The sequence below is a fragment of the Streptomyces sp. NPDC028305 genome, assembly GCF_055569495.1.
Map to the genome: position 1 here is coordinate 130,495 of NZ_JBVHTN010000007.1, position 20,099 is coordinate 150,593.

At 73.6% G+C, this 20,099-nt stretch carries 22 protein-coding genes; 10 read left to right on the forward strand and 12 right to left on the reverse strand.

Translation table 11 applies throughout. The annotated features are described in order from the left end of the window. Positions 1 to 21 precede the first annotated feature (21 nt). Positions 22 to 1,332: a sensor histidine kinase gene (locus ACZ4WQ_RS30310; RefSeq protein WP_468022585.1), complete on the reverse strand. Its 1,311-nt coding sequence runs from the start codon at positions 1,330 to 1,332 to the stop codon at positions 22 to 24. Between the two features lie 100 nt (positions 1,333 to 1,432). Between ACZ4WQ_RS30310 and ACZ4WQ_RS30315 the strand changes: the two genes are divergently transcribed. The 3 genes from ACZ4WQ_RS30315 (at position 1,433) to ACZ4WQ_RS30325 (ending at position 3,654) form a co-directional block, all read left to right on the forward strand. After that, the gene (locus ACZ4WQ_RS30315; RefSeq protein WP_311729497.1) at positions 1,433 to 2,410 is read left to right on the forward strand and encodes an ABC transporter ATP-binding protein; all 978 of its coding nucleotides are present in this window, start codon (positions 1,433 to 1,435) and stop codon (positions 2,408 to 2,410) included. A 6-nt stretch (positions 2,411 to 2,416) separates the two neighbouring features. Further along, positions 2,417 to 3,139 carry an ABC-2 transporter permease gene (locus ACZ4WQ_RS30320; protein ID WP_311729496.1) on the forward strand — a complete coding sequence of 241 codons (723 nt, stop codon included), beginning with the start codon at positions 2,417 to 2,419 and terminating at the stop codon, positions 3,137 to 3,139. A gap of 74 nt (positions 3,140 to 3,213) precedes the next feature. Further along, entirely contained in the window at positions 3,214 to 3,654 is a 441-nt protein-coding gene (locus tag ACZ4WQ_RS30325; RefSeq protein WP_311729495.1) for a hypothetical protein, read from the forward strand. 32 nt (positions 3,655 to 3,686) lie between these two features. Here ACZ4WQ_RS30325 and mug read toward each other — a convergent pair whose 3' ends face one another. The 3 genes from mug to ACZ4WQ_RS30340 all read right to left on the reverse strand — a co-directional run bounded on the left by mug (position 3,687) and on the right by ACZ4WQ_RS30340 (position 6,551). Next, positions 3,687 to 4,235, reverse strand: a complete 549-nt coding sequence (mug, locus tag ACZ4WQ_RS30330; protein ID WP_311729494.1) for a G/U mismatch-specific DNA glycosylase — start codon at positions 4,233 to 4,235, stop codon at positions 3,687 to 3,689. A 19-nt stretch (positions 4,236 to 4,254) separates the two neighbouring features. Continuing rightward, complete coding sequence (gene purB / locus ACZ4WQ_RS30335) at positions 4,255 to 5,688, reverse strand: adenylosuccinate lyase (RefSeq protein ID WP_311729493.1); 1,434 nt, start codon at positions 5,686 to 5,688, stop codon at positions 4,255 to 4,257. 92 nt (positions 5,689 to 5,780) lie between these two features. Beyond that, positions 5,781 to 6,551 (reverse strand): SGNH/GDSL hydrolase family protein, encoded by a 771-nt coding sequence (locus ACZ4WQ_RS30340; protein ID WP_311729492.1) that lies wholly within the window; start codon positions 6,549 to 6,551, stop codon positions 5,781 to 5,783. A 31-nt stretch (positions 6,552 to 6,582) separates the two neighbouring features. On the opposite strand from ACZ4WQ_RS30340, the gene ACZ4WQ_RS30345 reads away from it, so the two are divergent. Beyond that, positions 6,583 to 6,837 (forward strand): hypothetical protein, encoded by a 255-nt coding sequence (locus ACZ4WQ_RS30345; RefSeq protein ID WP_311729491.1) that lies wholly within the window; start codon positions 6,583 to 6,585, stop codon positions 6,835 to 6,837. A 133-nt stretch (positions 6,838 to 6,970) separates the two neighbouring features. Further along, positions 6,971 to 7,192 carry a hypothetical protein gene (locus ACZ4WQ_RS30350; RefSeq protein WP_311729602.1) on the forward strand — a complete coding sequence of 74 codons (222 nt, stop codon included), beginning with the start codon at positions 6,971 to 6,973 and terminating at the stop codon, positions 7,190 to 7,192. A gap of 56 nt (positions 7,193 to 7,248) precedes the next feature. On the opposite strand, the gene ACZ4WQ_RS30355 is transcribed toward ACZ4WQ_RS30350, so the two are convergent. From ACZ4WQ_RS30355 to ACZ4WQ_RS30365, 3 genes are all read right to left on the reverse strand, one after another. Then, positions 7,249 to 8,253 (reverse strand): hemolysin family protein, encoded by a 1,005-nt coding sequence (locus tag ACZ4WQ_RS30355; protein ID WP_311729490.1) that lies wholly within the window; start codon positions 8,251 to 8,253, stop codon positions 7,249 to 7,251. Continuing rightward, the gene (locus ACZ4WQ_RS30360; protein WP_361189122.1) at positions 8,250 to 9,629 is read right to left on the reverse strand and encodes a hemolysin family protein; all 1,380 of its coding nucleotides are present in this window, start codon (positions 9,627 to 9,629) and stop codon (positions 8,250 to 8,252) included. The genes ACZ4WQ_RS30355 and ACZ4WQ_RS30360 overlap by 4 nt, the downstream gene beginning before the upstream one ends. A 133-nt stretch (positions 9,630 to 9,762) precedes the next feature. Beyond that, complete coding sequence (locus tag ACZ4WQ_RS30365; RefSeq protein ID WP_468022586.1) at positions 9,763 to 10,194, reverse strand: GNAT family N-acetyltransferase; 432 nt, start codon at positions 10,192 to 10,194, stop codon at positions 9,763 to 9,765. A gap of 108 nt (positions 10,195 to 10,302) precedes the next feature. On the opposite strand from ACZ4WQ_RS30365, the gene ACZ4WQ_RS30370 reads away from it, so the two are divergent. The 3 genes from ACZ4WQ_RS30370 (at position 10,303) to ACZ4WQ_RS30380 (ending at position 13,542) form a co-directional block, all read left to right on the forward strand. Then, a complete protein-coding gene (locus tag ACZ4WQ_RS30370; protein ID WP_311729487.1) occupies positions 10,303 to 10,530 on the forward strand; it encodes an antitoxin in 228 nt (75 codons plus the stop codon). Then, positions 10,527 to 10,898 carry a fic family toxin-antitoxin system, toxin component gene (locus tag ACZ4WQ_RS30375; RefSeq protein ID WP_311729486.1) on the forward strand — a complete coding sequence of 124 codons (372 nt, stop codon included), beginning with the start codon at positions 10,527 to 10,529 and terminating at the stop codon, positions 10,896 to 10,898. Before ACZ4WQ_RS30370 ends, ACZ4WQ_RS30375 begins: the two co-directional genes overlap by 4 nt. A gap of 79 nt (positions 10,899 to 10,977) precedes the next feature. After that, the gene (locus ACZ4WQ_RS30380; protein WP_311729485.1) at positions 10,978 to 13,542 is read left to right on the forward strand and encodes a glycoside hydrolase family 3 N-terminal domain-containing protein; all 2,565 of its coding nucleotides are present in this window, start codon (positions 10,978 to 10,980) and stop codon (positions 13,540 to 13,542) included. Positions 13,543 to 13,617: 75 nt separating this feature from the next. Here the strand turns inward: ACZ4WQ_RS30380 and bioD are convergent, their stop codons facing one another. From bioD to bioB, 3 genes are all read right to left on the reverse strand, one after another. Further along, positions 13,618 to 14,331: a dethiobiotin synthase gene (gene bioD / locus ACZ4WQ_RS30385; protein ID WP_468022587.1), complete on the reverse strand. Its 714-nt coding sequence runs from the start codon at positions 14,329 to 14,331 to the stop codon at positions 13,618 to 13,620. Positions 14,332 to 14,396: 65 nt separating this feature from the next. Further along, on the reverse strand, positions 14,397 to 15,710 hold the full coding sequence (locus ACZ4WQ_RS30390) for an adenosylmethionine--8-amino-7-oxononanoate transaminase (RefSeq protein ID WP_311729483.1): 1,314 nt from the start codon (positions 15,708 to 15,710) through the stop codon (positions 14,397 to 14,399). After that, a complete protein-coding gene (gene bioB, locus ACZ4WQ_RS30395) occupies positions 15,703 to 16,932 on the reverse strand; it encodes a biotin synthase BioB (protein WP_361189134.1) in 1,230 nt (409 codons plus the stop codon). Before bioB ends, ACZ4WQ_RS30390 begins: the two co-directional genes overlap by 8 nt. Before the next feature lie 171 nt (positions 16,933 to 17,103). Here bioB and ACZ4WQ_RS30400 point away from each other — a divergent pair, with 171 nt between their 5' ends. Then, positions 17,104 to 18,276, forward strand: coding sequence for an 8-amino-7-oxononanoate synthase (locus ACZ4WQ_RS30400; RefSeq protein WP_468022588.1), 1,173 nt, complete (start codon positions 17,104 to 17,106; stop codon positions 18,274 to 18,276). A gap of 5 nt (positions 18,277 to 18,281) precedes the next feature. On the opposite strand, the gene ACZ4WQ_RS30405 is transcribed toward ACZ4WQ_RS30400, so the two are convergent. Both ACZ4WQ_RS30405 and ACZ4WQ_RS30410 read right to left on the reverse strand, forming a co-directional pair. Next, positions 18,282 to 18,539 carry a DUF397 domain-containing protein gene (locus ACZ4WQ_RS30405; protein ID WP_352132645.1) on the reverse strand — a complete coding sequence of 86 codons (258 nt, stop codon included), beginning with the start codon at positions 18,537 to 18,539 and terminating at the stop codon, positions 18,282 to 18,284. 9 nt (positions 18,540 to 18,548) lie between these two features. Continuing rightward, positions 18,549 to 19,418, reverse strand: coding sequence for a helix-turn-helix domain-containing protein (locus tag ACZ4WQ_RS30410; protein WP_361189141.1), 870 nt, complete (start codon positions 19,416 to 19,418; stop codon positions 18,549 to 18,551). A 249-nt stretch (positions 19,419 to 19,667) separates the two neighbouring features. Here ACZ4WQ_RS30410 and ACZ4WQ_RS30415 point away from each other — a divergent pair, with 249 nt between their 5' ends. After that, the gene (locus ACZ4WQ_RS30415; RefSeq protein ID WP_311729478.1) at positions 19,668 to 20,096 is read left to right on the forward strand and encodes an ATP-binding protein; all 429 of its coding nucleotides are present in this window, start codon (positions 19,668 to 19,670) and stop codon (positions 20,094 to 20,096) included. Positions 20,097 to 20,099: the final 3 nt, after the last annotated feature.

Here is a 20,099-nt window from a genome sequence, read left to right on the forward strand (position 1 = left end):
TGTGCTCGCCTCGGCCTCGGATCACACGTGGGCGTCGCTCCGGTCGGGCGGCAGGGTCACACTCAGCCGCCACTCGCCCTCGTACGGGCCCGCCTCCGCCTCGCCGCCCAGCAGCGCCGCCCGCTCGCGGATGCCGCGCAGGCCGGTGCCGCGGCCGGGACCGGCGAACGGCCCGTCCGGGCGGCCGGGACCCGGCAGCGGGTTGCGTACGTCCAGCCGCAGCGCCCCCGTGTCCGCGGCGACGGCGACCCGTACCGTCACCGGCACCGGGCCCGCGTGCCGCAGCACATTGGTCAGCGCCTCCTGGAGAATGCGGTAGCCCTCGCGGGACACCGGTCCTGGCAGCTCCTCCAGCGGGCCGGTCACCTCCGCGTCGAGCGTCGAGCCCGCCGCCCGCGCCGACTCCAGGAGGCGCTCGGCGTCGGTGAGTCCCGGGCGGTCGGCCGGGCCCCGGGCGGTGTCCTCGCGCAGCAGCCGCAGCACCCGCTCCAGGTCCTCCAGCGCGCTCCGCCCGGTCTCCTCGATCGCGGCCAGCGCGCGGTCCGTGAACTCCGCGGAGCCCGCCGCGCGCGCCGCGCCCGCCTGCACCACGGCGACCGTGAGCGCGTGTCCGATGGAGTCGTGCAACTCGCGGGCGAGCCGGTTGTGTTCCAGGAGCCGCTCCGTACGCTCCTCCAGCGCGGCCAGCCGCTCCGCGGCCGACGGGCCCAGCAGCCGGGTGGCGGCCGCCGTCATCAGGCTCCCGGCGGCCACGACCAGGGCCATCAGGGCGGCGAGGGGGAGCGGGGCGAGCAGCGCGTACCACCAGTGGTGGCCGCTGATCCGTAGGCCCATGACCGCCGTGGGCGTGCCATCGGACGCCGCGGCGACCAGCGCCCCCGTCACATTGGGCAGTTGGACGCTCAGCAGCGCTGTCAGACAGCCCGCCTCCAGCCGCAGCACCAGCCACAGCGCGGTGCGCGCCCGGTCGCCCCGGGACGCGGACGGCGCGGCCGCGATCCGCGGGGCGAGATGCCCCTGCTGGTGGCGCGCGTGCTCTCCGGGGGTGAGGAGCAGACGTGCCTGGAGCCCCTCCGCCAGCCGGGTGGCCGGCACCATCGCGACGGCCACCAGCGGCAGCACCGGCAGCACCGGCAGCCACAGCAGATCGGCGGTGCGGAGGTCGAAGAGCCCGGGGTAGACCAGGCCGCACGCCGCCGCCACCACGGCCCCCATCAGCAGATGCAGCCAGCGGGTGTAGGTGACCGCCCGGGCCAGCGGGGCGACGGCGGCCCGTGCGGCGCGCGGGATACGGGTGGCGAGGGCGGCGGGCGACGTGGACACATCGGCCATCGTGCCCTGAGCCCCGCTCCCACGCCCTCCCCCGCGCGGGGGAGGCCGACCCCGCTGGTGGGGGAAGCCACGGGCGGCCCGGCACGGCAGCGTGGAGACCATGACCACCGCGACGTCGATCGACGTACATGAGCTGACCAAGGACTACGGGTCGGTGCGCGCCGTGGACGGGCTGACCTTCCGGGTGGAGCCCGGCCGGGTCACCGGCTTCCTCGGGCCCAACGGCGCCGGCAAGTCCACCACCATGCGGATGGTGCTGGGCCTCGACCGGCCGGACTCCGGCACCGCGACCGTCGGCGACCGCCCGTACCGCGAGCACGACGAGCCCCTGCGCCACGTCGGCGCGCTGCTGGACGCGGGCGCCGCCCATGGCGCCCGCACCGCCCGGGACCACCTGCTGTGCCTGGCGCTGAGCAACCGCCTCCCCGCGAGCCGGGTCGACGCCGTGCTGGAGGAGTCGGGGCTGGCCGCTGCCGCGAAGCGGCGCATCAGGACGTTCTCGCTCGGCATGCGGCAGCGACTGGGCATCGCGGCGGCGCTGCTGGGCGACCCGCCCGTGCTGATGCTCGACGAGCCGGCCAACGGGCTCGACCCCGAAGGCATCATCTGGATCCGTACGCTCATGAAACGGCTGGCCGGAGAGGGCCGCACCGTCCTGGTCTCCAGCCATCTCATGGCCGAGACCGCGCTGACCGCCGATCACCTCGTCGTGCTCGGCCGGGGCAGGCTGCTCGCCGACATGTCCATGGAGGCGTTCATCCGGGAACACAGCCGACCGCGGGTGCGGGTGCGCACCACCGAGCCGGAGCGGCTGCGCGCGGAGCTGACCCGCACGGGGCTGACCGTGGAGCCGGACGGGCCGGACCACTGGACGGTCGACGGGGCCACACCGGAGCAGGTCGGCACGCTGGCCGCCCAGCACGGCATCCCCGTCCTCGAACTGGTCGACGACAAGGCCTCCTTGGAGCAGGCGTATCTGCGGCTCACCGCGGACGAGGCGGAATTCACGGCGTCCGCGCCCACATCCGCGCCCACATCCGAGGACGAGAACGTGAACACAACGAAGCAGGAGGTTTGAGGTCGTATGTCGGTCAAAGCGGTGCTGCACTCGGAGTGGATGAAGATCCGCACCCTGCGATCCCTCCTGCTCGCCCTCCTCGGCGGTCTGGTGGCGACCGCCGGGATCTCGGCGGTCGCGAGCGCGACCTATGACGGCAAGGAGAGCGACTTCGACCCGGTCTTCTACTCCTTCTTCGGCCTGCCCTTCGGACAGATCGCCGCCGTCTGCTTCGGCGTCCTCGCGGTGGCCAACGAATACACCGGCGGAGGCATCCGCGTCTGGCTGGCCGCCGTACCCCGGCGCGGCCTCTACTACGGGTGCAAACTGACCGTCGTGGGCCTGTGCGCCCTGGCCGTCGGTCTGGTCACCGGATTCGTGTCGCTGCTCAGCGGCCAGGCGCTGCTCGGCGACGAGGGCGTGGGCCCGGGCGCACAGGGAGCGCTGCGCGCGGCGGTCGGCTGCGGGATCTATCTCGCCCTGCTGACGGTGCTGGCCGCGGGCGTCGCCGCCGTGCTGCGCAGCTCGGTCGGCGCCCTGGCGCTGGTCGTCCCCGTCGTCTCGTTCCTCTCCCCGGTGTTCGGCGCCACGTCCGCCACCAGGTTCCTCCCCGACCAGGCCGGTCAGCAGGTGCTGCATGCCACGCCGGAAGGCCCGCTCGGCGCGTGGACGGGGCTCGGGGTGCTGGCGCTGTACACGGCGGTCGCGGTGTTCTGCGGGCGGCTGGCGGTCGAGCGCCGGGACAGCTGACGGGCGGCCAACTGCCGGGCGCCGTTTGACCGCCGGACCGCCTGATTGTCGTACCCCGCTTGTTTAATGACGTCATGACCAGCACGGCGGACCATCTGGCGACCATCGACCGGCTGCGCGCCCGGGACTTCCCCGACCGGCGGGGCGTCGTCGGGGGCGTGGCGAGCGGCCCCGGCTTCCATGTCGCCGACCTCCGGGTCAGCGAGGACTTCTGGGACGCGGATCTGGAGCGCCTGATCGAGGTCGAGGAGGAATTCGAGGCGGAGCTGCGGGTGCTCGTCCAGGTGTTGTCCTTACGCTGGGGCGAGCCCGAAGTCCTCGACCTGGCATACCATTTGGAGCGCGAAGCCATGGGCGAGCCGGTGCCGGAGCCGCTGCGGTCGCTGTGCGGCTATGTGGGGCGGATGTACGGCTGGCGGACCGGCGGGCGCTGGATAGGGCTGGGGATAGGGCAGGGGGACCGCGAGCTGCCCCTGCAACTGGTCGCGGCGATAGGGGAGGACAGCGTGCGCTGAGCCGCCTGCTCCCAGCCGCCTGTTCTCAGCGGTCAGCCGTCACCGTCGGCGTACGCGGCGGCGCGCAGCCGGCCGTACTCCTCGGCCATCGTGGCCAGGGTCCAGTGGGCGTTGAGCCCGCTGGGGTTGGGCAGGGCCCATATCCGGGTGGCGCCGATGGTGCGCTCCTGCGGGCCGATCCTGGCCCGCTTGTCGCCGAAGGCCACCCGATACGCGGTCACACCCGCGACGGCGAGCCACCGCGGGCGCAGCCGGGCGACCTTCTCCGCCAGGAGCCGCCCGCCCTCGCGGTACTCCTCGTCGCTCAGCTCGTCGGCCCGGGCGCTGGCGCGGGCGACCACATTGGTGATCCCCAGGCCGTACCCCAGCAGCTCGTGCTGCTCGGACGGCTGGAGCCGGCGCGGGGTGAACCCCGAGGCGTGCAGGACGGGCCAGAACCGATTGCCCGGCCGGGCGAAGTGGTGGCCCGTCGCGGCGGTCATCAGCCCGGGGTTGATGCCGCAGAACAGCACGCGGAGGCCGTCCGCGACCACGTCGGGCACGAGGCGGTCGCGGGCGGCTTCCAGTTCGTCGGGGGTCATCTCGGGGTGCCGGGCCCGGTCAGAGGATCGACCCGGGCGTGTACGCCGCGGCCTCCGGGTGGCGCTTGGCGATCTCCTCGATCCGGGCGACCACCGCGGCGACCTGCTCGGCGGCCGCGCCCGTGAAGGACAGCTTGTCGGCCATCAGCCCGTCGAGCTGAGCGCGGTCCAGCGGGATGCGCTCGTCGGCGGCCAGCTTGTCGAGCAGCTCGTTGCGCTCGGCGCCCTGCTCGCGCATCGCGAGCGCCGACGCGACCGCGTGCTCCTTGATGGCCTCGTGGGCCACCTCGCGGCCCACCCCGGCCCGCACCGCCCCCATCAGCACCTTCGTCGTCGCGAGGAAGGGCAGGTAGCGGTCCAGCTCGCGGGCGACGACGGCGGGGAAGGCGCCGAACTCGTCGAGCACCGTCAGGAAGGTCTCCAGCAGCCCGTCGAAGGCGAAGAAGGCGTCCGGCAGTGCGACGCGGCGCACCACCGAGCAGGACACATCGCCCTCGTTCCACTGGTCGCCGGCCAGCTCGCCGGTCATCGAGGCATAGCCGCGCAGGATCACCGCGAGGCCGTTGACGCGCTCGCACGAGCGGGTGTTCATCTTGTGCGGCATGGCGGAGGAGCCGACCTGCCCGGGCTTGAAGCCCTCGGTCACCAGCTCGTGCCCGGCCATCAGCCGGATCGTCTTGGCGAGCGAGGAGGGGGCCGCGGCCAGCTGCACCAGCGCGGTGACCACCTCGAAGTCCAGCGAGCGCGGGTAGACCTGGCCGACGGAGGTGAAGACCTGCCCGAAGCCCAGGTGCCCGGCGATCCGCCGCTCCAGCTCGGCCAGCTTGGCCGCGTCGCCGCCCAGCAGGTCCAGCATGTCCTGTGCGGTGCCGACCGGGCCCTTGATGCCGCGCAGCGGGTAGCGGCCCAGCAGCTCCTCCAGCCGCCCGTACGCCACCAGCAACTCGTCGGCCGCGGTCGCGAAGCGCTTGCCGAGGGTCGTCGCCTGCGCCGCCACGTTGTGCGAGCGCCCGGCCATGACCAGCTCGGCGTGTTCGGCGGCCAGCTTCCCCAGCCGGGCGAGCGTGGCGACCGTACGGCCTTGGACCAGCTCCAGGGAGAGCCGGATCTGGAGCTGCTCCACGTTCTCGGTCAGATCGCGGGAGGTCATGCCCTTGTGGACGTGCTCATGCCCGGCGAGCGCGTTGAACTCCTCGATCCGGGCCTTCACGTCGTGCCGGGTGACCTTCTCGCGCTCGGCGATCGAGGCCAGGTCGACGGTCTCCAGCACCCGCTCGTAGTCGGCGAGGGCGGCGTCCGGCACCTCGATCCCGAGGTCCTTCTGGGCGCGCAGCACGGCGAGCCACAGCCGCCGCTCCAGCGTCACCTTGTACTCGGGGGACCACAGGACGGCCAGCTCCGCCGAGGCGTAGCGGCCGGCCAGGACGTTCGGGATGCGCGGCTTAGCAGTCACGGACAGACAGTCTACTGGGCGTATGCGCAGGCCAGCGCGGTGGCCGTGGTCACGCCCGAACGGCAGCGCCCCAGCGCCGGTACGGCGACGGATCAGCCCTCGTACGGCAGCAGCTCGGCCCGCTTCGGCGGCCGCCCGTCGCCCGAGGAACGGCCCGTCAGCCGCCTGCCGATCCACGGCCCGAGGTGCTCGCGGGCGAAGCGCGCGTCCGAGGCGCGCCGGGCGGCCCAGCCGGGCCGTACGGCGGGCGGCAGCGGTGCGTCCCAGTCGGCCTCCGGCTCGTGCCCCAGCGCCTGCCAGACCGCCTCGGCCACCCGCCGGTGCCCCTCGGCGTTCAGATGCAGCCGGTCCTCCGCCCACATCCGCTGATCGCCGAGCGCCTCGGAGGCGAACAGGTCCACGACGATCGCGCCGTGCCGCGCCGCCAGCCCGTCGATGAAGGAGAACAGCTCCTCCATCCGCGGCAGGAACCGCCCCAGCACCGGCCCGCGCCGCCCCGGGCTGCGCATCAGCACCAGCTGTTTGCAGCTGGGCGCCAGCCGCCCCGCGGCATCCTCGAGCAGCCCGCAGACCTGCTCCACGTCGCACTTGGGCCGCAGCACGTCGTTCAGTCCGCCGACCAGGGTGACCAGATCCGCACCCATCGCCGCCGCCGGGTCGGCCTGCTCGTCGACGATCTGTCCGATGAGCTTGCCGCGCACCGCGAGGTTGGCGTAGCGGAACCCGGGGGTGCGGGCCGCGAGGCGCGCCGCGAGCAGATCGGCCCAGCCCCGGTAGCTGCCGTCCGGCAGTCCGTCGGACATGCCCTCGGTGAAGGAGTCGCCGACCGCGACGTAGCTGGTGTAGGTGGTGTTCATCCGCATGGCGCGGGCGATCCTATCCGGTGGGCGTGCCATGACCGCCCCGTGGGTGCGCGCCACGGCGGGCGCGCGCATGATGAGCCGCATGGGCATGACCAACATCTACTTCGAGGGCGGGGCGCGCAACGGCACGACCGCCATCTGGAACCTGGAGCCGGGCGCCGACATCTACGACGACAACATCTTCCGGCCGCCCGAGCTGTACCGGCGGACCACCAGAACGAAGGTCATCGGGAGGATCGAGTACACGATCTTCCGCTACGACCCATCCGGCACCCGGCCCACATGAGGCTCGCGTGACCCGCGCCTCACGCGCGCCCCGCGCGCCCGGCGGATCCCTCGGTTGGCCCGTGCCGGGTTCCGGACGGGGCGCATCGGGGCAGTCTGGCGGCGTGGATGCCTTTGAATGCGACCGTACGACCATGGCCATCGTGGCCGCCGCGCTCGCCGACGACGGGGAGGGGGCCGTCGCCCTGCTGGACCCGCTGGAGCGGCGGGACGTGTGCCGGGTGGCCGTCCGGCTGGCCGCGATGGCAGCCGACGCGCTGCTGGCCGTGGCGGAGGAAGGGGGCGGGGGCAAGGCCGAGGCGCTCGCCCACTGGCAGGCGTGCATCATCGCGCACGAGTCGCGGCGGGGTGACTAGGCGGTGACACATGGCAGACGCATGAGGGGCGGATGGCGGGCCGCCTGCCCGCCCGCTCAGGCGACCAGCTCGCGCAGCACGTCCTCCATGGTGACCAGGCCCTCCAGACGACCGTCCGGGCCGATGACGGCGGCGAGGTGGGTGCGGCTGTCGCGCATCGCGGTCAGCACGTCGTCCAGCGCCGTCTGGGGCCGCACCCGGGCGATCGAGCGCAGCTGGTCGAGGCGGAACGGCAGGTCGCGGGGGCGGGCGTCCAGCGCGTCCTTGACGTGCAGATAGCCCAGGATGCGCCCGGAGCCGTCGACCACCGGGAAGCGCGAGAACCCGGATTCGGCCGCCAGCCCCTCCAGCTCCTCGGGGGTCACCCCGAGCCGGGCGGAGACCACCCGGTCCAGAGGCAGCACGACATCGCGCACCCGGCGGCGGCCGAGTTCGAGGGCGTCCCGCAGCCGTTCGGTGGCCCGGTCGTCGAGCATTCCGGCCTTGCGGGAGTCCACGACCACCCGGGCCAGTTCGTCGTCGGAGAAGGTCGAGGCCACCTCGCCCTTGGGCTCCACCCGCAACAGCTTCAGCAGGGCGTTCGCGAAGGAGTTGACCGTGAAGATCACCGGGCGCAGGCCGCGCGCCAGGGCGACCAGCGGCGGGCCGAGCAGCAGCGCCGTGCGCACCGGCTCGGCCAGCGCCACGTTCTTGGGCACCATCTCGCCGAACAGCATGTGCACATAGGTCGCCGCGGTCAGCGCGATCACGAACGCCACCGGGTGGATCAGCCCCAGGGGCAGGCCCACCGCGTGGAACACCGGCTCCAGCAGATGCGCGATGGCCGGCTCCGCGACCGCGCCCAGCACCAGCGTGCACAGCGTGATGCCCAGCTGGGCCGCGGCGAGCAGCGCGGAGACGTGCTCCAGGCCCCACAGCACGGCGTGCGCCCGCCGGTCGCCCTGCTCGGCGCGCGGCTCGATCTGGCTGCGCCGCACCGAGACGAGGCTGAATTCGGCCCCCACGAAGAAGGCGTTGACGACCACCGTCAGCAGGCCGATCAGCACCTGGAGCAGGGTCATCGGGCCGCCCCCTCACCGTCTCCGCTCCGGCCGTCCCGGGGATCCCCGCGATCCCCGCGATCCCCGTCGTCCGGCAGCGGCGCGCGCAGCCGTACGCGCGCGGCCCGGTGGCCGGAGTCGTCGGCCACCTCGACGCCCCAGCCCGCCACCTCCAGGGTGTCGCCCCGTACCGGGATCCGGCCGAGCCCGGTGGCCACCAGCCCGGCCAGGGTCTCGTACGGGCCGTGCGGCACCCGCATGCCGAGCGCCTCCAGCTGGTCGACGCGGGCCGCGCCGTCCGCGTCGTACAGCGCCCGGCCCTCCGCGTCCTCCCCGGCCGGGGCCAGGCCCGGCTTCTCGTGCGGGTCGTGCTCGTCGCGGACCTCGCCGACCACTTCCTCGACGATGTCCTCCAGGGTGACGACCCCGGCCGTGCCGCCGTACTCGTCGATGACCACGGCCATGCTGCGCTCCCCCGAGAGCCGGTCGAGCACCCGGTCCACGGTGAGCGGCGCGGGGACGAACAGCGGCTCGCGCATCAGCTCCGACACCGGGCGGCGGGGCCGCTCCTCGGCGGGGAGGGCCAGCAGGTCCTTGATGTGGGCGGTGCCGACGACGGTGTCCAGGCTGCCGCGGTAGACCGGGAAGCGGGACAGGCCGGTGGCGCGCGTGGCGTTGGCGACGTCCTCGGCGGTGGCCCGTACGTCCAGCGCGATGACCTGCACGCGCGGGGTCATCACGTTCTCCGCGGTCAGCTTCCGCAGATTCAGGGTCCGTACGAACAGCTCCGCGGTGTCCTCCTCCAGGGCGCCCTCCCGGGCCGAGTGCCGGGCCAGCGCGACCAGCTCCTGAGGGCTGCGCGCGGAGGCCAGTTCCTCGGCGGGCTCCAGGCCCATCCGGCGCACCGTGCGGTTGGCGGCGTTGTTGAGATGGGCGATGAGCGGGCGGAAGGCGGCGCTGAAGGCGCGCTGCGGGGCGGCGACGGCCCGGGCGACGGCCAGCGGGCGGGAGATGGCCCAGTTCTTGGGGACCAGCTCGCCGACGACCATCAGCACGACCGTCGACAGGGCCGTGCCGATCACCAGCGCCACCGAGTGGACGGCGGAGGCCGGCACCCCCGCCGCCTCGAGCGGCCCGGCCAGCAGCGCGGCCACGGACGGCTCGGCGACCATGCCGACCACCAGATTGGTGACGGTGATGCCGAGCTGGGCGCCGGAGAGCTGGAAGGTCAGGCTGCGCGCGGCCTTCAGCGCACTGGCCGCGCCCCGCTCCCCGCGCTCGACCGCCCGCTCGAGCTCACCGCGATCGACGGTGGTCAGGGAGAACTCGGCCGCGACGAACCCGCCGCAGGCGAGGGCCAGCAGGACCGCCACGGCCAGGAGGAGCACTTCGGTCATCGGGTCACCCCTGTCCCATGGTCCGGCAGGAACAGGGGGAGTGCGCGATGTGGGCCGGCGGGTGTCCGGCGGCCACGCGGCGGAGCCGCACAGGTGGGGCCCGCCGCAGGCGTCAAGATCCGCCGGACAGGGCCTACCGGGAGGTGGCCAGCGGCTTGACCCAGCGGCTCCACTCCGGCTGCGGGGCGTAGCCCGCCGCGCGCCAGGCGTGGTGGGCGAGTGCGTTGTCTTCCAGCACCATCGCGTCACCGCGCCGCCCGCCGAGCGCGGTGAACCGCTCCTCGGCCGCCCGGAGGAGCGCGGTGGCCACCCCCTGGCGCCGGTGGCCGGGGTGCACGGCGAGCCGGTACAGATGGCAGCGCCAGCCGTCGAAGCCCGCGATCACGGTCCCGGCGAGCTGTCCCTCCCGCTCGGCCAGCAGCAGCGACTCGGGGTCGCGGTCGAGCAGTCGGGCCACGCCGTCCCGGTCGTCGCTGATGCTGGTGCCCTCGGCGGCTTCCTTCCAGAAGGCCAGCACGGCGTCGAGGTCCGCGGGCGTCGCGGCCCGTATCACGAGATCGTTCATGGTGGGATCCCATCACCGCCGGGAGCCCGGCGTCGATCGAATTGCCCCCGGTCCCGCGATGCGAGACCCGGCTTGCCGATGCTAGCGGATTGACGCTAGCGTGAGGCCGTGGCGAAGACACAGCTGAACGTCCGGGTCGATGAGGCCACCGCGGAGGTGGCGCGGGAGCGTGCGCTCCAGCGGGGCATGAGCATGAACCGCTACATCGAAGAGCTGGTCCGCAAGGACGCCGGAGAGGTCGGCCATACCTTCGTGGAGGCGGCCGCCGACTTCATGAAGCAGTATCAAACCGTGTTCGACGAGGAGTTCGGCAAGGAGGCCGGGGCGCGGTCTTGACTGTGCGGATCGACCTCGCCTGGCTGCTGATGGTCGCCGAGCGCAGCACCCCCGGGGACCCGCAGGTCACCGACTACGGCGCGCTGGTCGCCGCCGTCAGCAGGCATGAAGCCGAGATATTCGGCACCCCCGTCTACCCCGACCCGCAGACCAGGGCCGCCTCGCTGCTCCAGCTGCTCCTGCTGGTGCCCGCCCTGGAGCGGTCCAACGCGCTGTTCGCCACCGCCGTCGCGTACGCCTATCTCGTCGCCAGCGGGCTGAAGATCGCCACCACCCCCGAGCGCGTCCGCGACCTGGCCCGCCTCGTCAAGGACGGCACCGCAGACGTCCACGCCATCGCCGCCGAGCTGCGCACCTGGAGCGCCTGAGCGGCGTGCCGCCGCGATCGGGGCGGCCCGTCGGCCCAGGATCTGTGCATCCAGCCGAAGGAGCGCCGAAGGAGCCGCGATGCCAGGCCAGCGAGGACAGCGGAGACAGACAAGAGAGCACGGAAGGCTCGGACCCACCGCGGCGTCGCTCATCGCCGGGGCCGTCGTCGTCGCCTTACTGCCCCTCACGGGAGGCGCCGCGGCCGCGGGCCACGCGACGGCCGACGGCTCGCTCAAGGCGCGGGTGGTCACGGACGCGGCCGTCTACCCGGTCGAGGAGGGCGCGACCGCCCGGGTCAGGATCTCCGTGGCCACCACCGGCTCCGCGCCGCTCGGCGAACCCGTGACCGTCGACTACGCCACCGACGCGGACGGCCCGGGCGCCACCGCCACCCCCGGCGAGGACTACCGCCCGGCCGAGGGCAGCGTGACCTTCCCGGCCGGCACCGCCTCCGGCGCCTCCCGCACCGTCGAGGTCGTCACCGCGCGGGGCGGCGGCGCCGAACCCGCCGAGACCGTTCCGCTGCGGCTCACCGTGTCCGGCGCCAAGGCCCCCGCCGAGCCGCCCCGGGTCGTGATCGACGCCCATGGGCTGCCGTATCTCGACCCGAAGCTGCCCGTGCGGCAGCGCGTCAAGGACCTGCTCTCCCGGATGTCGCCGGCGGAGAAGGCCGGACAGATGACCCAGGCCGAGCGCGGCGCGCTCACCTCACCGGGCGACATCGCCGCCTACGGCCTCGGCTCCCTGCTGTCCGGCGGCGGCTCGGTGCCCACCCCCGACACGCCCGAGGCCTGGGCGCGGATGGTGGACGCCTTCCAACTGCGCGCCCAGGCCACCCGCTTCCAGATCCCGCTGGTGTACGGCGTGGACGCGGTGCACGGCCACAACAATCTCGTCGGGGCGACGATCATGCCGCACAACATCGGCCTCGGCGCCGCCCGCGACCCCCGGCTGGCCGAGAGGACGGGCGCGGTGACCGCCTCCGAGGTGCGCGCCACCGGCGTCCCCTGGGACTTCGCGCCCTGCCTGTGCGTGTCCCGCGACGAGCGGTGGGGACGGGCGTACGAGTCCTTCGGCGAGGACCCCGCGCTGGTCATCGCCATGGAGCCGGTCATCAGGGGCCTTCAGGGCGCGCCGAGCGGCAAGGACCTCGACCGCCGCGACAAGGTGCTGACCACCGCCAAGCACTTCGTGGGGGACGGCGGTACGGAGTTCGGCTCCTCGACGACCGACGGCTACACCATCGACCAGGGCGTCACCAAGGTCACCCGCGAGGAGCTGGAGAAGATCCACCTCGCGCCGTACCGGGAGGCCGTGCGCCGCGGGGTGGGCACGGTCATGCCCTCGTACTCCTCGCTCGACATCCTCGGTGACGGGCGGCCGCCGCTCAAGATGCACGCCGACGGGGCGATGATCAACGGCGTGCTGAAGGGCCGGATGGGCTTCGACGGCTTCGTCGTCAGCGACTGGAAGGCCATCGACCAGATCCCCGGCGACTACCCGAGCGACGTCCGCACCTCGGTGAACGCCGGGGTGGACATGGTCATGGTGCCCACGGCGTACGCGGACTTCCACTCCACCCTCGTCGACGAGGTCGAGGCCGGCCGGATCAGCCGGGCCAGGATCGACGACGCGGTCTCCCGCATCCTGACGGCCAAGTTCCGGCTCGGCCTCTTCGAGAAGCCGTATGCCGACACCTCGAACCTCGACCGGATCGGCTCGGCCGGCCATCGCGCCGTCGCCCGCGAGGCGGCCGCGAAGTCGCAGGTGCTGCTGAAGAACGGCGGCGGGGTGCTGCCTCTGACCCCCTCCCAGAAGGTCTACGTCGCCGGGTCCAATGCCGATGACCTCGGCAACCAGACCGGCGGCTGGACCATCACCTGGCAGGGCTCCTCCGGCCGGCACACCGAGGGCACCACGATCCTGGAGGGCATGCGGAAGGCGGCCGCCGACTCCGCTGTCACCTACTCCAGGGACGCCTCCGCCCCGACGGACGGACACGACGTCGGTGTCGTGGTCGTCGGCGAGACCCCGTACGCCGAGGGAGTGGGGGACGTCGGCAACGGCCACGACCTGCGGCTGTCCGAGGCCGACCGGGCCGCGGTCGACCGGGTGTGCGGCGCCATGAAGTGCGCGGTGCTGATCGTCTCCGGCCGCCCGCAGCTCATCGGCGACCGCCTCGGCGACATCGACGCCCTCGTCGCCTCCTGGCTGCCCGGCACGGAGGGCGACGGGGTCGCGGACGTCCTCTACGGCAAGCGGCCCTTCACCGGGCAGCTGCCGCTGACCTGGCCCAAGTCCGAGGCCCAGCTGCCGATCAACGTGGGCGACGCGGCGTACGACCCGCAGTACCCGTACGGCTGGGGGCTGACGACGGCCCGTGCGCCCGGTGCGCACGGCGGCGCGAAGCGCCTCGGGGAGCTGACCGCCGAGGCGAGGGCCCTGTGGAAGGCCGGGCGCGCGGACTCCGCGGAGGGCCGGGCCCTGGTGACGGCCGCGCGGCTCCTGGTCCAGGACCGGGTCGGCCAGAAGATCACCCCGGCGGTGGCGAAGCCCTTCGCCGAGGCGGACCATCTGCTGCTCGGCGGGGATGTGACCGGGGCGCTGCGGAAGCTGAGGGCGGCGTATCGCGCCGCGGGATGAGGCCGCGGGGGTGGGTCGGCGGGGCGCACGCGACGATCGCGTGCGCCCCGCCGCCCGGTTGGACCGTCGGCCCGGTCAGCCGTGCGCCGCGGCGAACCGCTCCGCGCTCCAGGTCCCGTCGAGCTCGGGGGCCAGCCAGCCGGGGGCCGCGGCGCGGAAGTCGGCGGGCGGGAGGGCCGCCGCGCCCTGCGGCACGGCGCCCAGCAGCGGGGCGCCCGCCTCCCCGGGCAGTTCCGCGACGTTGCAGCGGTCCGCGAGGCCCGGGGCCGTGGGCCAGCTGCCGATGACGATGCCGGGGCAGTGCAGGCCCCGGGCGCGCAGCGCCTCCGCCGTCAGGGCGGTCGTGTTGAGCGTGCCCAGGCCCGCCTGGACGACGACCAGCACGGGCGCGTCCAGCAGCCGCGCCGCGTCCGCGAGCGTCGTGCCCTCCTCGTCGAAGCGCACCAGCAGCCCGCCCGCGCCCTCCACGAGCACCAGGTCGTGCTCGGCGGCCAGCTTTCCCGCCGCCTCGGCCACGTCGGCGGGCCGCACGGCGGGACGGCCGGCCCGGCGGGCGGCGGTGGCCGGGGCCAACGGGTCCGGGTAGCGGGCGAGTTCCGCCTGCGTGACCGCCCCCGCCAGCCGCGCCACCTCCGCCGCGTCCCCCGGCTCGTCCGCCCGGACCCCGGTCTGCGCGGGCTTGAGCACCGCGACGGACCGGCCGCCGGCCAGCGCGGCGGCGGCGATGGCCGCGGTGGTGACGGTCTTGCCGATTTCCGTGCCGGTGCCGGTGATGACGAGTACGGGCATGGGGTGGCGCCTTTCGGTCTCTCGTGTGGGTGCGGGGTGTCGCGGCGGACGCCTGCCCGGTCGGGTCAGGCCGCTCGGGCCGCCGCGTGGACGGCCGCGCAGATGCGGGTCACGTCGTCGTCGCCCGTGATGTAAGGCGGCATGGTGTACAGCAGGTCGCGGAACGGCCGCAGCCAGACGCCCTCCCGTACCGCCGCGCGGGTGGCCGCCGCCATGCCCGCTCCGTCGAGGGCGTGGTCGAGCTGGACGACACCGATGGCGCCCAGGACCCGGACGTCCCGTACGCCGGGCAGTTCGGCCGTGGCGGCCAGGCCGTCCCGCAGGCCCGCCTCGATGCGCTTGACCTCCTGCCGCCAGTCGTGGCCGAGCAGCAGGTCGATCGAGGCGAGGGCGACGGCGGCGGCCAGGGGGTTGCCCATGAACGTCGGGCCGTGCGCGAGCACCGGGAGCTCGCCGCGCGAGATGCCGTCCGCCACGCGCGGGGTGCACAGCGCCGCGGCGAGCGTCAGATAACCGCCGGTGAGCGCCTTGCCCAGGCACATCACATCGGGGCTGACGCCCGCGTGTCCGGCCGCGAAGAGCTCGCCCGTGCGGCCGAAGCCGGTGGCGATCTCGTCGAAGACCAGCAGCACGTCGTGCTCGTCGCAGGCCTCGCGCAACACCCGCAGCAGGCCGGGGGAGTGGAAGCGCATACCGCCCGCGCCCTGCACCACCGGCTCGACGATCACCGCGGCCAGTTCGTCCGCGTGGCGGGCGATCAGGTCGCGCAGATGCGCCTCGTACGCGGGGTCCGGCGGGGCGTCGAAGCCGGGCGGGGGCGCGTCGGCGAAGAGGTGACGGGGCAGCAGGCCCGACCACAGGTGGTGCATTCCGCCGTCCGGGTCGCAGACCGCCATCGGCTGCCAGGTGTCGCCGTGGTAGCCGCCGCGCCAGGTGAGCAGCCGTCGCTTGGCGGGGCGGCCCAGCGAGCGCCAGTACTGGAGGCACATCTTGACCGCGACCTCGACCGAGACGGATCCGGAGTCGGCGAGGAAGACGTGTTCGAGCGGCTCGGGGGTGAGCTCCACGAGGCGGGCGGCCAGCCGCACGGCGGGCTCGTGGGTGAGTCCGCCGAACATCACATGGCTCATCCGGTCCAGCTGGCCGCGGGCCGCGTCGTTGAGCACCGGGTGGTTGTAGCCGTGGACGGCGGACCACCACGACGACATCCCGTCGATCAACTCCCGGTGGCCCTCGGCCGGTTCGGCCAGGCGCAGCCGGACCCCGGAGGCGGACTCGACGATCAGCGGGTCCTGGCGGCCGGGCATCGGCCCGTACGGATGCCAGACGTGCCGCCGGTCCAGGGCCAGCAGCTCGGCGGGCGTCAGCGGCTCAGGCATTGGGCGGCAGGTCCGTGCCCGCGCCACGGCGGCGCACGGCGACCAGGTCGGTGCGGGCGCCGGCGGCCTGCGCGGGCTCGACTGCGCCGACCCCGGCTTCGGCGGCCGGCGCCTCCGCGGGCGCGGCGTCGCCGCACGGCCCGCAGCCTCCGCCCGTCGCCTCCCCCTCGGAACAGCTGTGCGAACCGCAGCCCACCCGGGCCGCCGCGAGCGCGTCGGCCCGGTGCGCGGGCAGCGTCGTCGTGTCGCTGCCCTCCACCTCGAAGCCGGCGTCGGCGATCATCGCGAGGTCGTCCGCGCCCGCCTGGCCCTCGGTGGTCAGATAGTCGCCCAGGAAGATCGAGTTGGCCAGGTGCAGGGCGAGCGGCTGGAGCGAGCGCAGATGGATCTCGCGGCCGCCGGCGAGCCGTACCTCGACGTCCGGGCAGACGAACCGCACCATCGCCAGGATGCGCAGACAGCGCTGCGGGGTGAGCGTCCACTCCTGCGCGAGCGGGGTGCCTTCGATGGGGATGAGGAAGTTGACCGGCACCGAGTCCGGGTCCATCTCGCGGAGCGCGAAGACCACGTCGACCAGGTCCTCGTCCGTCTCGCCCATGCCCGCGATCAGCCCGGAGCAGGCGGACATGCCCGCCGCCTGGGCCTGCTGCACGGTCGACACCCGGTCGGCGTAGGTGTGGGTGGTGGTGATGTCCCCGTACGTGGCTTCCGAGGTGTTGAGGTTGTGGTTGTACGCGTCGGCGCCCGCCTCCCGCAGCCGCGTCGCCTGCCCGTCCGAGAGCAGGCCGAGACAGGCGCACACCTCGACGCCCTCGTTCTCCTCCTTGATCGCCTCGATGGTGCGGGAGACCCGCTCCACGTCCCGGTCCGTCGGCCCGCGCCCGCTGGCGACCAGGCAGACCCGCTTGGCGCCGCCGGCGACCCCCGCGCCCGCCGCGGCCGCGGCCTCCTCGGGCTTCAGCCAGGTGTACTTGAGGATGCCGGCGCGCGAGCCGAGCCGCTGTGAGCAGTACGAGCAGTCCTCGGGGCACAGGCCGGACTTGAGGTTGACCAGATAGTTGAGCTTCACCCGCCGCCCGAACCAGGCGCGGCGCACCCTGCCCGCCGCGGCCACCACGTCGAGCACATCGTCGTCGGCGGTCGCCAGCACGGCGAGGGCCTCTTCTCGGGTCGGCAGCTCGCGCCGCAGCCCCTTGTCCACCAGCGTCTTCAGCAGCTCCATGGCGCCGATCCTGCCCTGCCCCAGGGCCCGGGGCAAAGGAGAGACTCCACAACACCACCCGTTCCAGGTGTGTGTATTGCCACACCCTGACCATGCATGGACGCCGCTACGTTCTATCGGGACCCGACAGTTGGCGCCCGACAGGTGCCCGGCGGAAGGCAGGGACGGCGTATGCCCCAGGACCGTCACGACGACCCGTTCGAGTGGATCGACGAACAGAGCGAACGGCGGCGCCGTGCCGGACTCGTCCGCACGCTCACCCCCCGTCCCGCCGACTCCCCGCTGCTCGATCTGGCGGGCAATGACTACCTGGGCCTGGCCAGGCATCCGGAGGTCACGGCCGCGGCCGGTGCGGCGGCGGCACGCTGGGGGGCGGGCTCGACCGGGTCCCGGCTGGTCACCGGCCATACGGAGCTGCACGCCGCGCTGGAGGCGGAACTCGCCGCCTTCTGCGGCTTCGAGGCGGCCCTGGTGTTCTCCTCCGGCTACGCGGCGAACCTCGCCGCCGTCGCCGCGCTGAGCGGTCGCGACGCCCTGGTCCTGTCCGACGCGGGCAACCACGCCTCGCTCATTGACGGCTGCCGGCTGTCCAGGGCCGAGGTCGCCGTCGTGCCGCACGCGGACCTCGAGGCGGTGCGCAAGGCCCTGGAAACCGCCTCCCGGACGGAAACCACCTCTCGCCGCGCGCTCGTGGTCACCGACTCCGTCTTCTCCGTCGACGGCGATGCCGCGCCCCTGCCCGGCCTCGCCGCCGCCTGCCGCGCACACGGCGCGGCCCTGGTCGTCGACGACGCGCACGGCTTCGGGGTGCTGGGCGACGGCGGGCGCGGCGCGCCGTACGCCGCCGGGCTCGCGGGGGCGCCCGATGTGGTCGTCACGGTCACGCTGTCCAAGGCGCTGGGCAGCCAGGGCGGGGCCGTCCTGGGACCGGCGCGGGTGATCGAACACCTGGTCAACTCGGCCCGTACCTTCATCTTCGACACCGGCCTCAACCCGGCCGCCGTGGGCGCCGCCCAGGCGAGCCTGCGCCTGCTGCGCCGCGAGCCGGAGCGCGCCGAGCGCGCCCGCGCGGTGGCCACCGCGCTGTACGAACGGCTCACCGCCGCCGGGCTGAGTGCGGTGCGGCCGGACGCGTCGGTGGTGTCGGTGCGGGCCCCCTCGCCCGAGCGGGCGGTGCGCTGGGCCGCGGACTGCCGGGCGGCCGGGCTGGCCGTCGGCTGCTTCCGCCCGCCGTCCGTCCCGGACGGCATCTCCCGGCTGCGGCTGACGGCCCGGGCGGATCTGACCGATCAGCAAATCGAGGAGGCGGCCGACGCGGTCGTGAGGACCGCGCCGACCGCTTAGACGGCTCAGCTACGCCCGTCGGCGCGGGTCCCGTCGGTGTCGAGCGCGCCGCCCCGTAGCGCGTCGACGAACGTGACCCACGTTTCCGGGGTGAACAGCAACGCGGGACCGGCCGTGTTCTTGGAGTCCCGCACGGCCAGCAGGCCGGGCGGGAGTGCGGCCGACTCGACGCAGTTGTTCATTCCGGTGCTGTAGCTGCTGCGCCGCCATTGCGCATCGCGCAGTGCCGAATCGCAGGGTAGGGACCAGGACATTCCAGACATGGTGCCCCCTCAGGCGCCGCCCCCGATTTTTGTGATGAAGGTCAACGATTCCTTGACTGACAGGGCGTTGGTGCGCAGCGTGTCGAACGCGGCGCTGTACGCCCGGAGGTCTTCTTTCCGCTCCAGGTAGAGGCTACTCGTCAAGTGGTCGAGAACAACAACATCGAGATCACTAATGTGCGAAAACGAAAAAATAATGAAAGGACCCGTGATGCCAATGGGCATTCCGGCCGAGAATGGCAGTACCTGGAGCCGTACTTGAGGGAGCGCCGCCACCTCTGCCAGATGCCTCAGCTGAGCCGCCATCACCCCGGGCCCGCCGACCTCCCGCCGCAGCACCGCCTCGTCGAGCACCGCGTGCAGCCGCAGCGGACGCGCCCCGCGCAGCACCGACTGCCGCGCGATCCGCACCTCCACCAAGGTGTCCACCTCCGGCCGCGGCAGATCCGGCAGCGCCGCCCGGGTCACCGCCCGCGCGTAGTCCGGGGTCTGGAGCAGCCCCGGCACCACCGTGGTCTCCAGCGTGTACGCGGCCGAGGCCTCCGACTCCAGGCTGATGAAGTCCCGGTAGGCGGGCGGCAGCAGATCGCGGTACGCGTACCACCAGCCGCGCCGCGAACCCTCGGGATCCGAGGCGCCCCCGCCGCACAGCGCCTCCAGCAGCGCCCGCAACTCCGGGTCGGCGACCCCGTAGACATCCAGCAGCCGCGTCACATCGGACGGTCTCGCGCCGCTGCGCCCGGTTTCCAGCCGACTCACCTTCGACTGGTGCCAGCCCACCCGGCGCGCGGCCTCACCGCTGGTGAGTCCGGCGAGATCGCGGAGGCGGCGGAGTTCCGCACCGAGCTTGCGGCGGCGCACCGCAGGGCCATACCGCATGATGTCCCCTTTCGGCTATCTGTGAATTCCCGGTCGCCAGTGTGCCGCTCAAATCCGGTCTTCCGTAGCAGAGTTCACCGTTTCGAGCGACAGATATATGCATAACTCGGCGGATCGCCCCCGTCGCGGGCCCTATCGATGGCACTCTGACGCTAGAGCCGCCGGGGCTGCCCAACGACTTCACTGGCTTGGCAATACCACTCGCACGCGCCCGCAGCCGCGACCCCGGCGGGAAGGGACAGGGTCGCCATGGCTGACCACCAGGAAGCATCCGTCACTCTGCCGAGCGCGCCGGTCTCGGTGACCGCGGCGCGAAGATATGTGACGAGCGTGCTGACCGAATGGGGTCTGCCGACGGACGCGGAGACCGTCGGCATCGTACGGCTCGTCGTCTCCGAACTCGCCACCAACGCGGTGCAGCACACGATGGGCCAGTCACCCACCTTCACCGTGGACGTGCGGCTCGAGCGTGAGGAGCGGCTGCGGATCGGCGTCACCGACAGCCACCCCCGATGGCCCAAACGGCTCCCGGCCGCCCCCCACCAGGACAGCGGCCGGGGTCTGCTGATCATCCGTTCACTGGCCGCGGAGTGGGGCGGCGAGGTGTCCGTCATTCCGACACCCGAGGGCGGGAAGACCGTCTGGATCGCGCTGCCCTGGAGCGTTCCCGTGGGCTGAGCG

Bases quoted from the DNA above. Each gene is read 5' to 3' on its own strand.
- ACZ4WQ_RS30310 (WP_468022585.1), bottom strand. From the start codon at position 1,332: ATGGCCGATGTGTCCACGTCGCCCGCCGCCCTCGCCACCCGTATCCCG.
- ACZ4WQ_RS30315 (WP_311729497.1), top strand. From the start codon at position 1,433: ATGACCACCGCGACGTCGATCGACGTACATGAGCTGACCAAGGACTAC.
- ACZ4WQ_RS30320 (WP_311729496.1), top strand. From the start codon at position 2,417: ATGTCGGTCAAAGCGGTGCTGCACTCGGAGTGGATGAAGATCCGCACC.
- ACZ4WQ_RS30325 (WP_311729495.1), top strand. From the start codon at position 3,214: ATGACCAGCACGGCGGACCATCTGGCGACCATCGACCGGCTGCGCGCC.
- mug (WP_311729494.1), bottom strand. From the start codon at position 4,235: ATGACCCCCGACGAACTGGAAGCCGCCCGCGACCGCCTCGTGCCCGAC.
- ACZ4WQ_RS30340 (WP_311729492.1), bottom strand. From the start codon at position 6,551: ATGCGGATGAACACCACCTACACCAGCTACGTCGCGGTCGGCGACTCC.
- ACZ4WQ_RS30345 (WP_311729491.1), top strand. From the start codon at position 6,583: ATGACCGCCCCGTGGGTGCGCGCCACGGCGGGCGCGCGCATGATGAGC.
- ACZ4WQ_RS30350 (WP_311729602.1), top strand. From the start codon at position 6,971: ATGGCCATCGTGGCCGCCGCGCTCGCCGACGACGGGGAGGGGGCCGTC.
- ACZ4WQ_RS30355 (WP_311729490.1), bottom strand. From the start codon at position 8,253: ATGACCCTGCTCCAGGTGCTGATCGGCCTGCTGACGGTGGTCGTCAAC.
- ACZ4WQ_RS30360 (WP_361189122.1), bottom strand. From the start codon at position 9,629: ATGACCGAAGTGCTCCTCCTGGCCGTGGCGGTCCTGCTGGCCCTCGCC.
- ACZ4WQ_RS30365 (WP_468022586.1), bottom strand. From the start codon at position 10,194: ATGAACGATCTCGTGATACGGGCCGCGACGCCCGCGGACCTCGACGCC.
- ACZ4WQ_RS30380 (WP_311729485.1), top strand. From the start codon at position 10,978: ATGCCAGGCCAGCGAGGACAGCGGAGACAGACAAGAGAGCACGGAAGG.
- bioD (WP_468022587.1), bottom strand. From the start codon at position 14,331: ATGCCCGTACTCGTCATCACCGGCACCGGCACGGAAATCGGCAAGACC.
- ACZ4WQ_RS30390 (WP_311729483.1), bottom strand. From the start codon at position 15,710: ATGCCTGAGCCGCTGACGCCCGCCGAGCTGCTGGCCCTGGACCGGCGG.
- bioB (WP_361189134.1), bottom strand. From the start codon at position 16,932: ATGGAGCTGCTGAAGACGCTGGTGGACAAGGGGCTGCGGCGCGAGCTG.
- ACZ4WQ_RS30400 (WP_468022588.1), top strand. From the start codon at position 17,104: ATGCCCCAGGACCGTCACGACGACCCGTTCGAGTGGATCGACGAACAG.
- ACZ4WQ_RS30405 (WP_352132645.1), bottom strand. From the start codon at position 18,539: ATGTCTGGAATGTCCTGGTCCCTACCCTGCGATTCGGCACTGCGCGAT.
- ACZ4WQ_RS30410 (WP_361189141.1), bottom strand. From the start codon at position 19,418: ATGCGGTATGGCCCTGCGGTGCGCCGCCGCAAGCTCGGTGCGGAACTC.
- ACZ4WQ_RS30415 (WP_311729478.1), top strand. From the start codon at position 19,668: ATGGCTGACCACCAGGAAGCATCCGTCACTCTGCCGAGCGCGCCGGTC.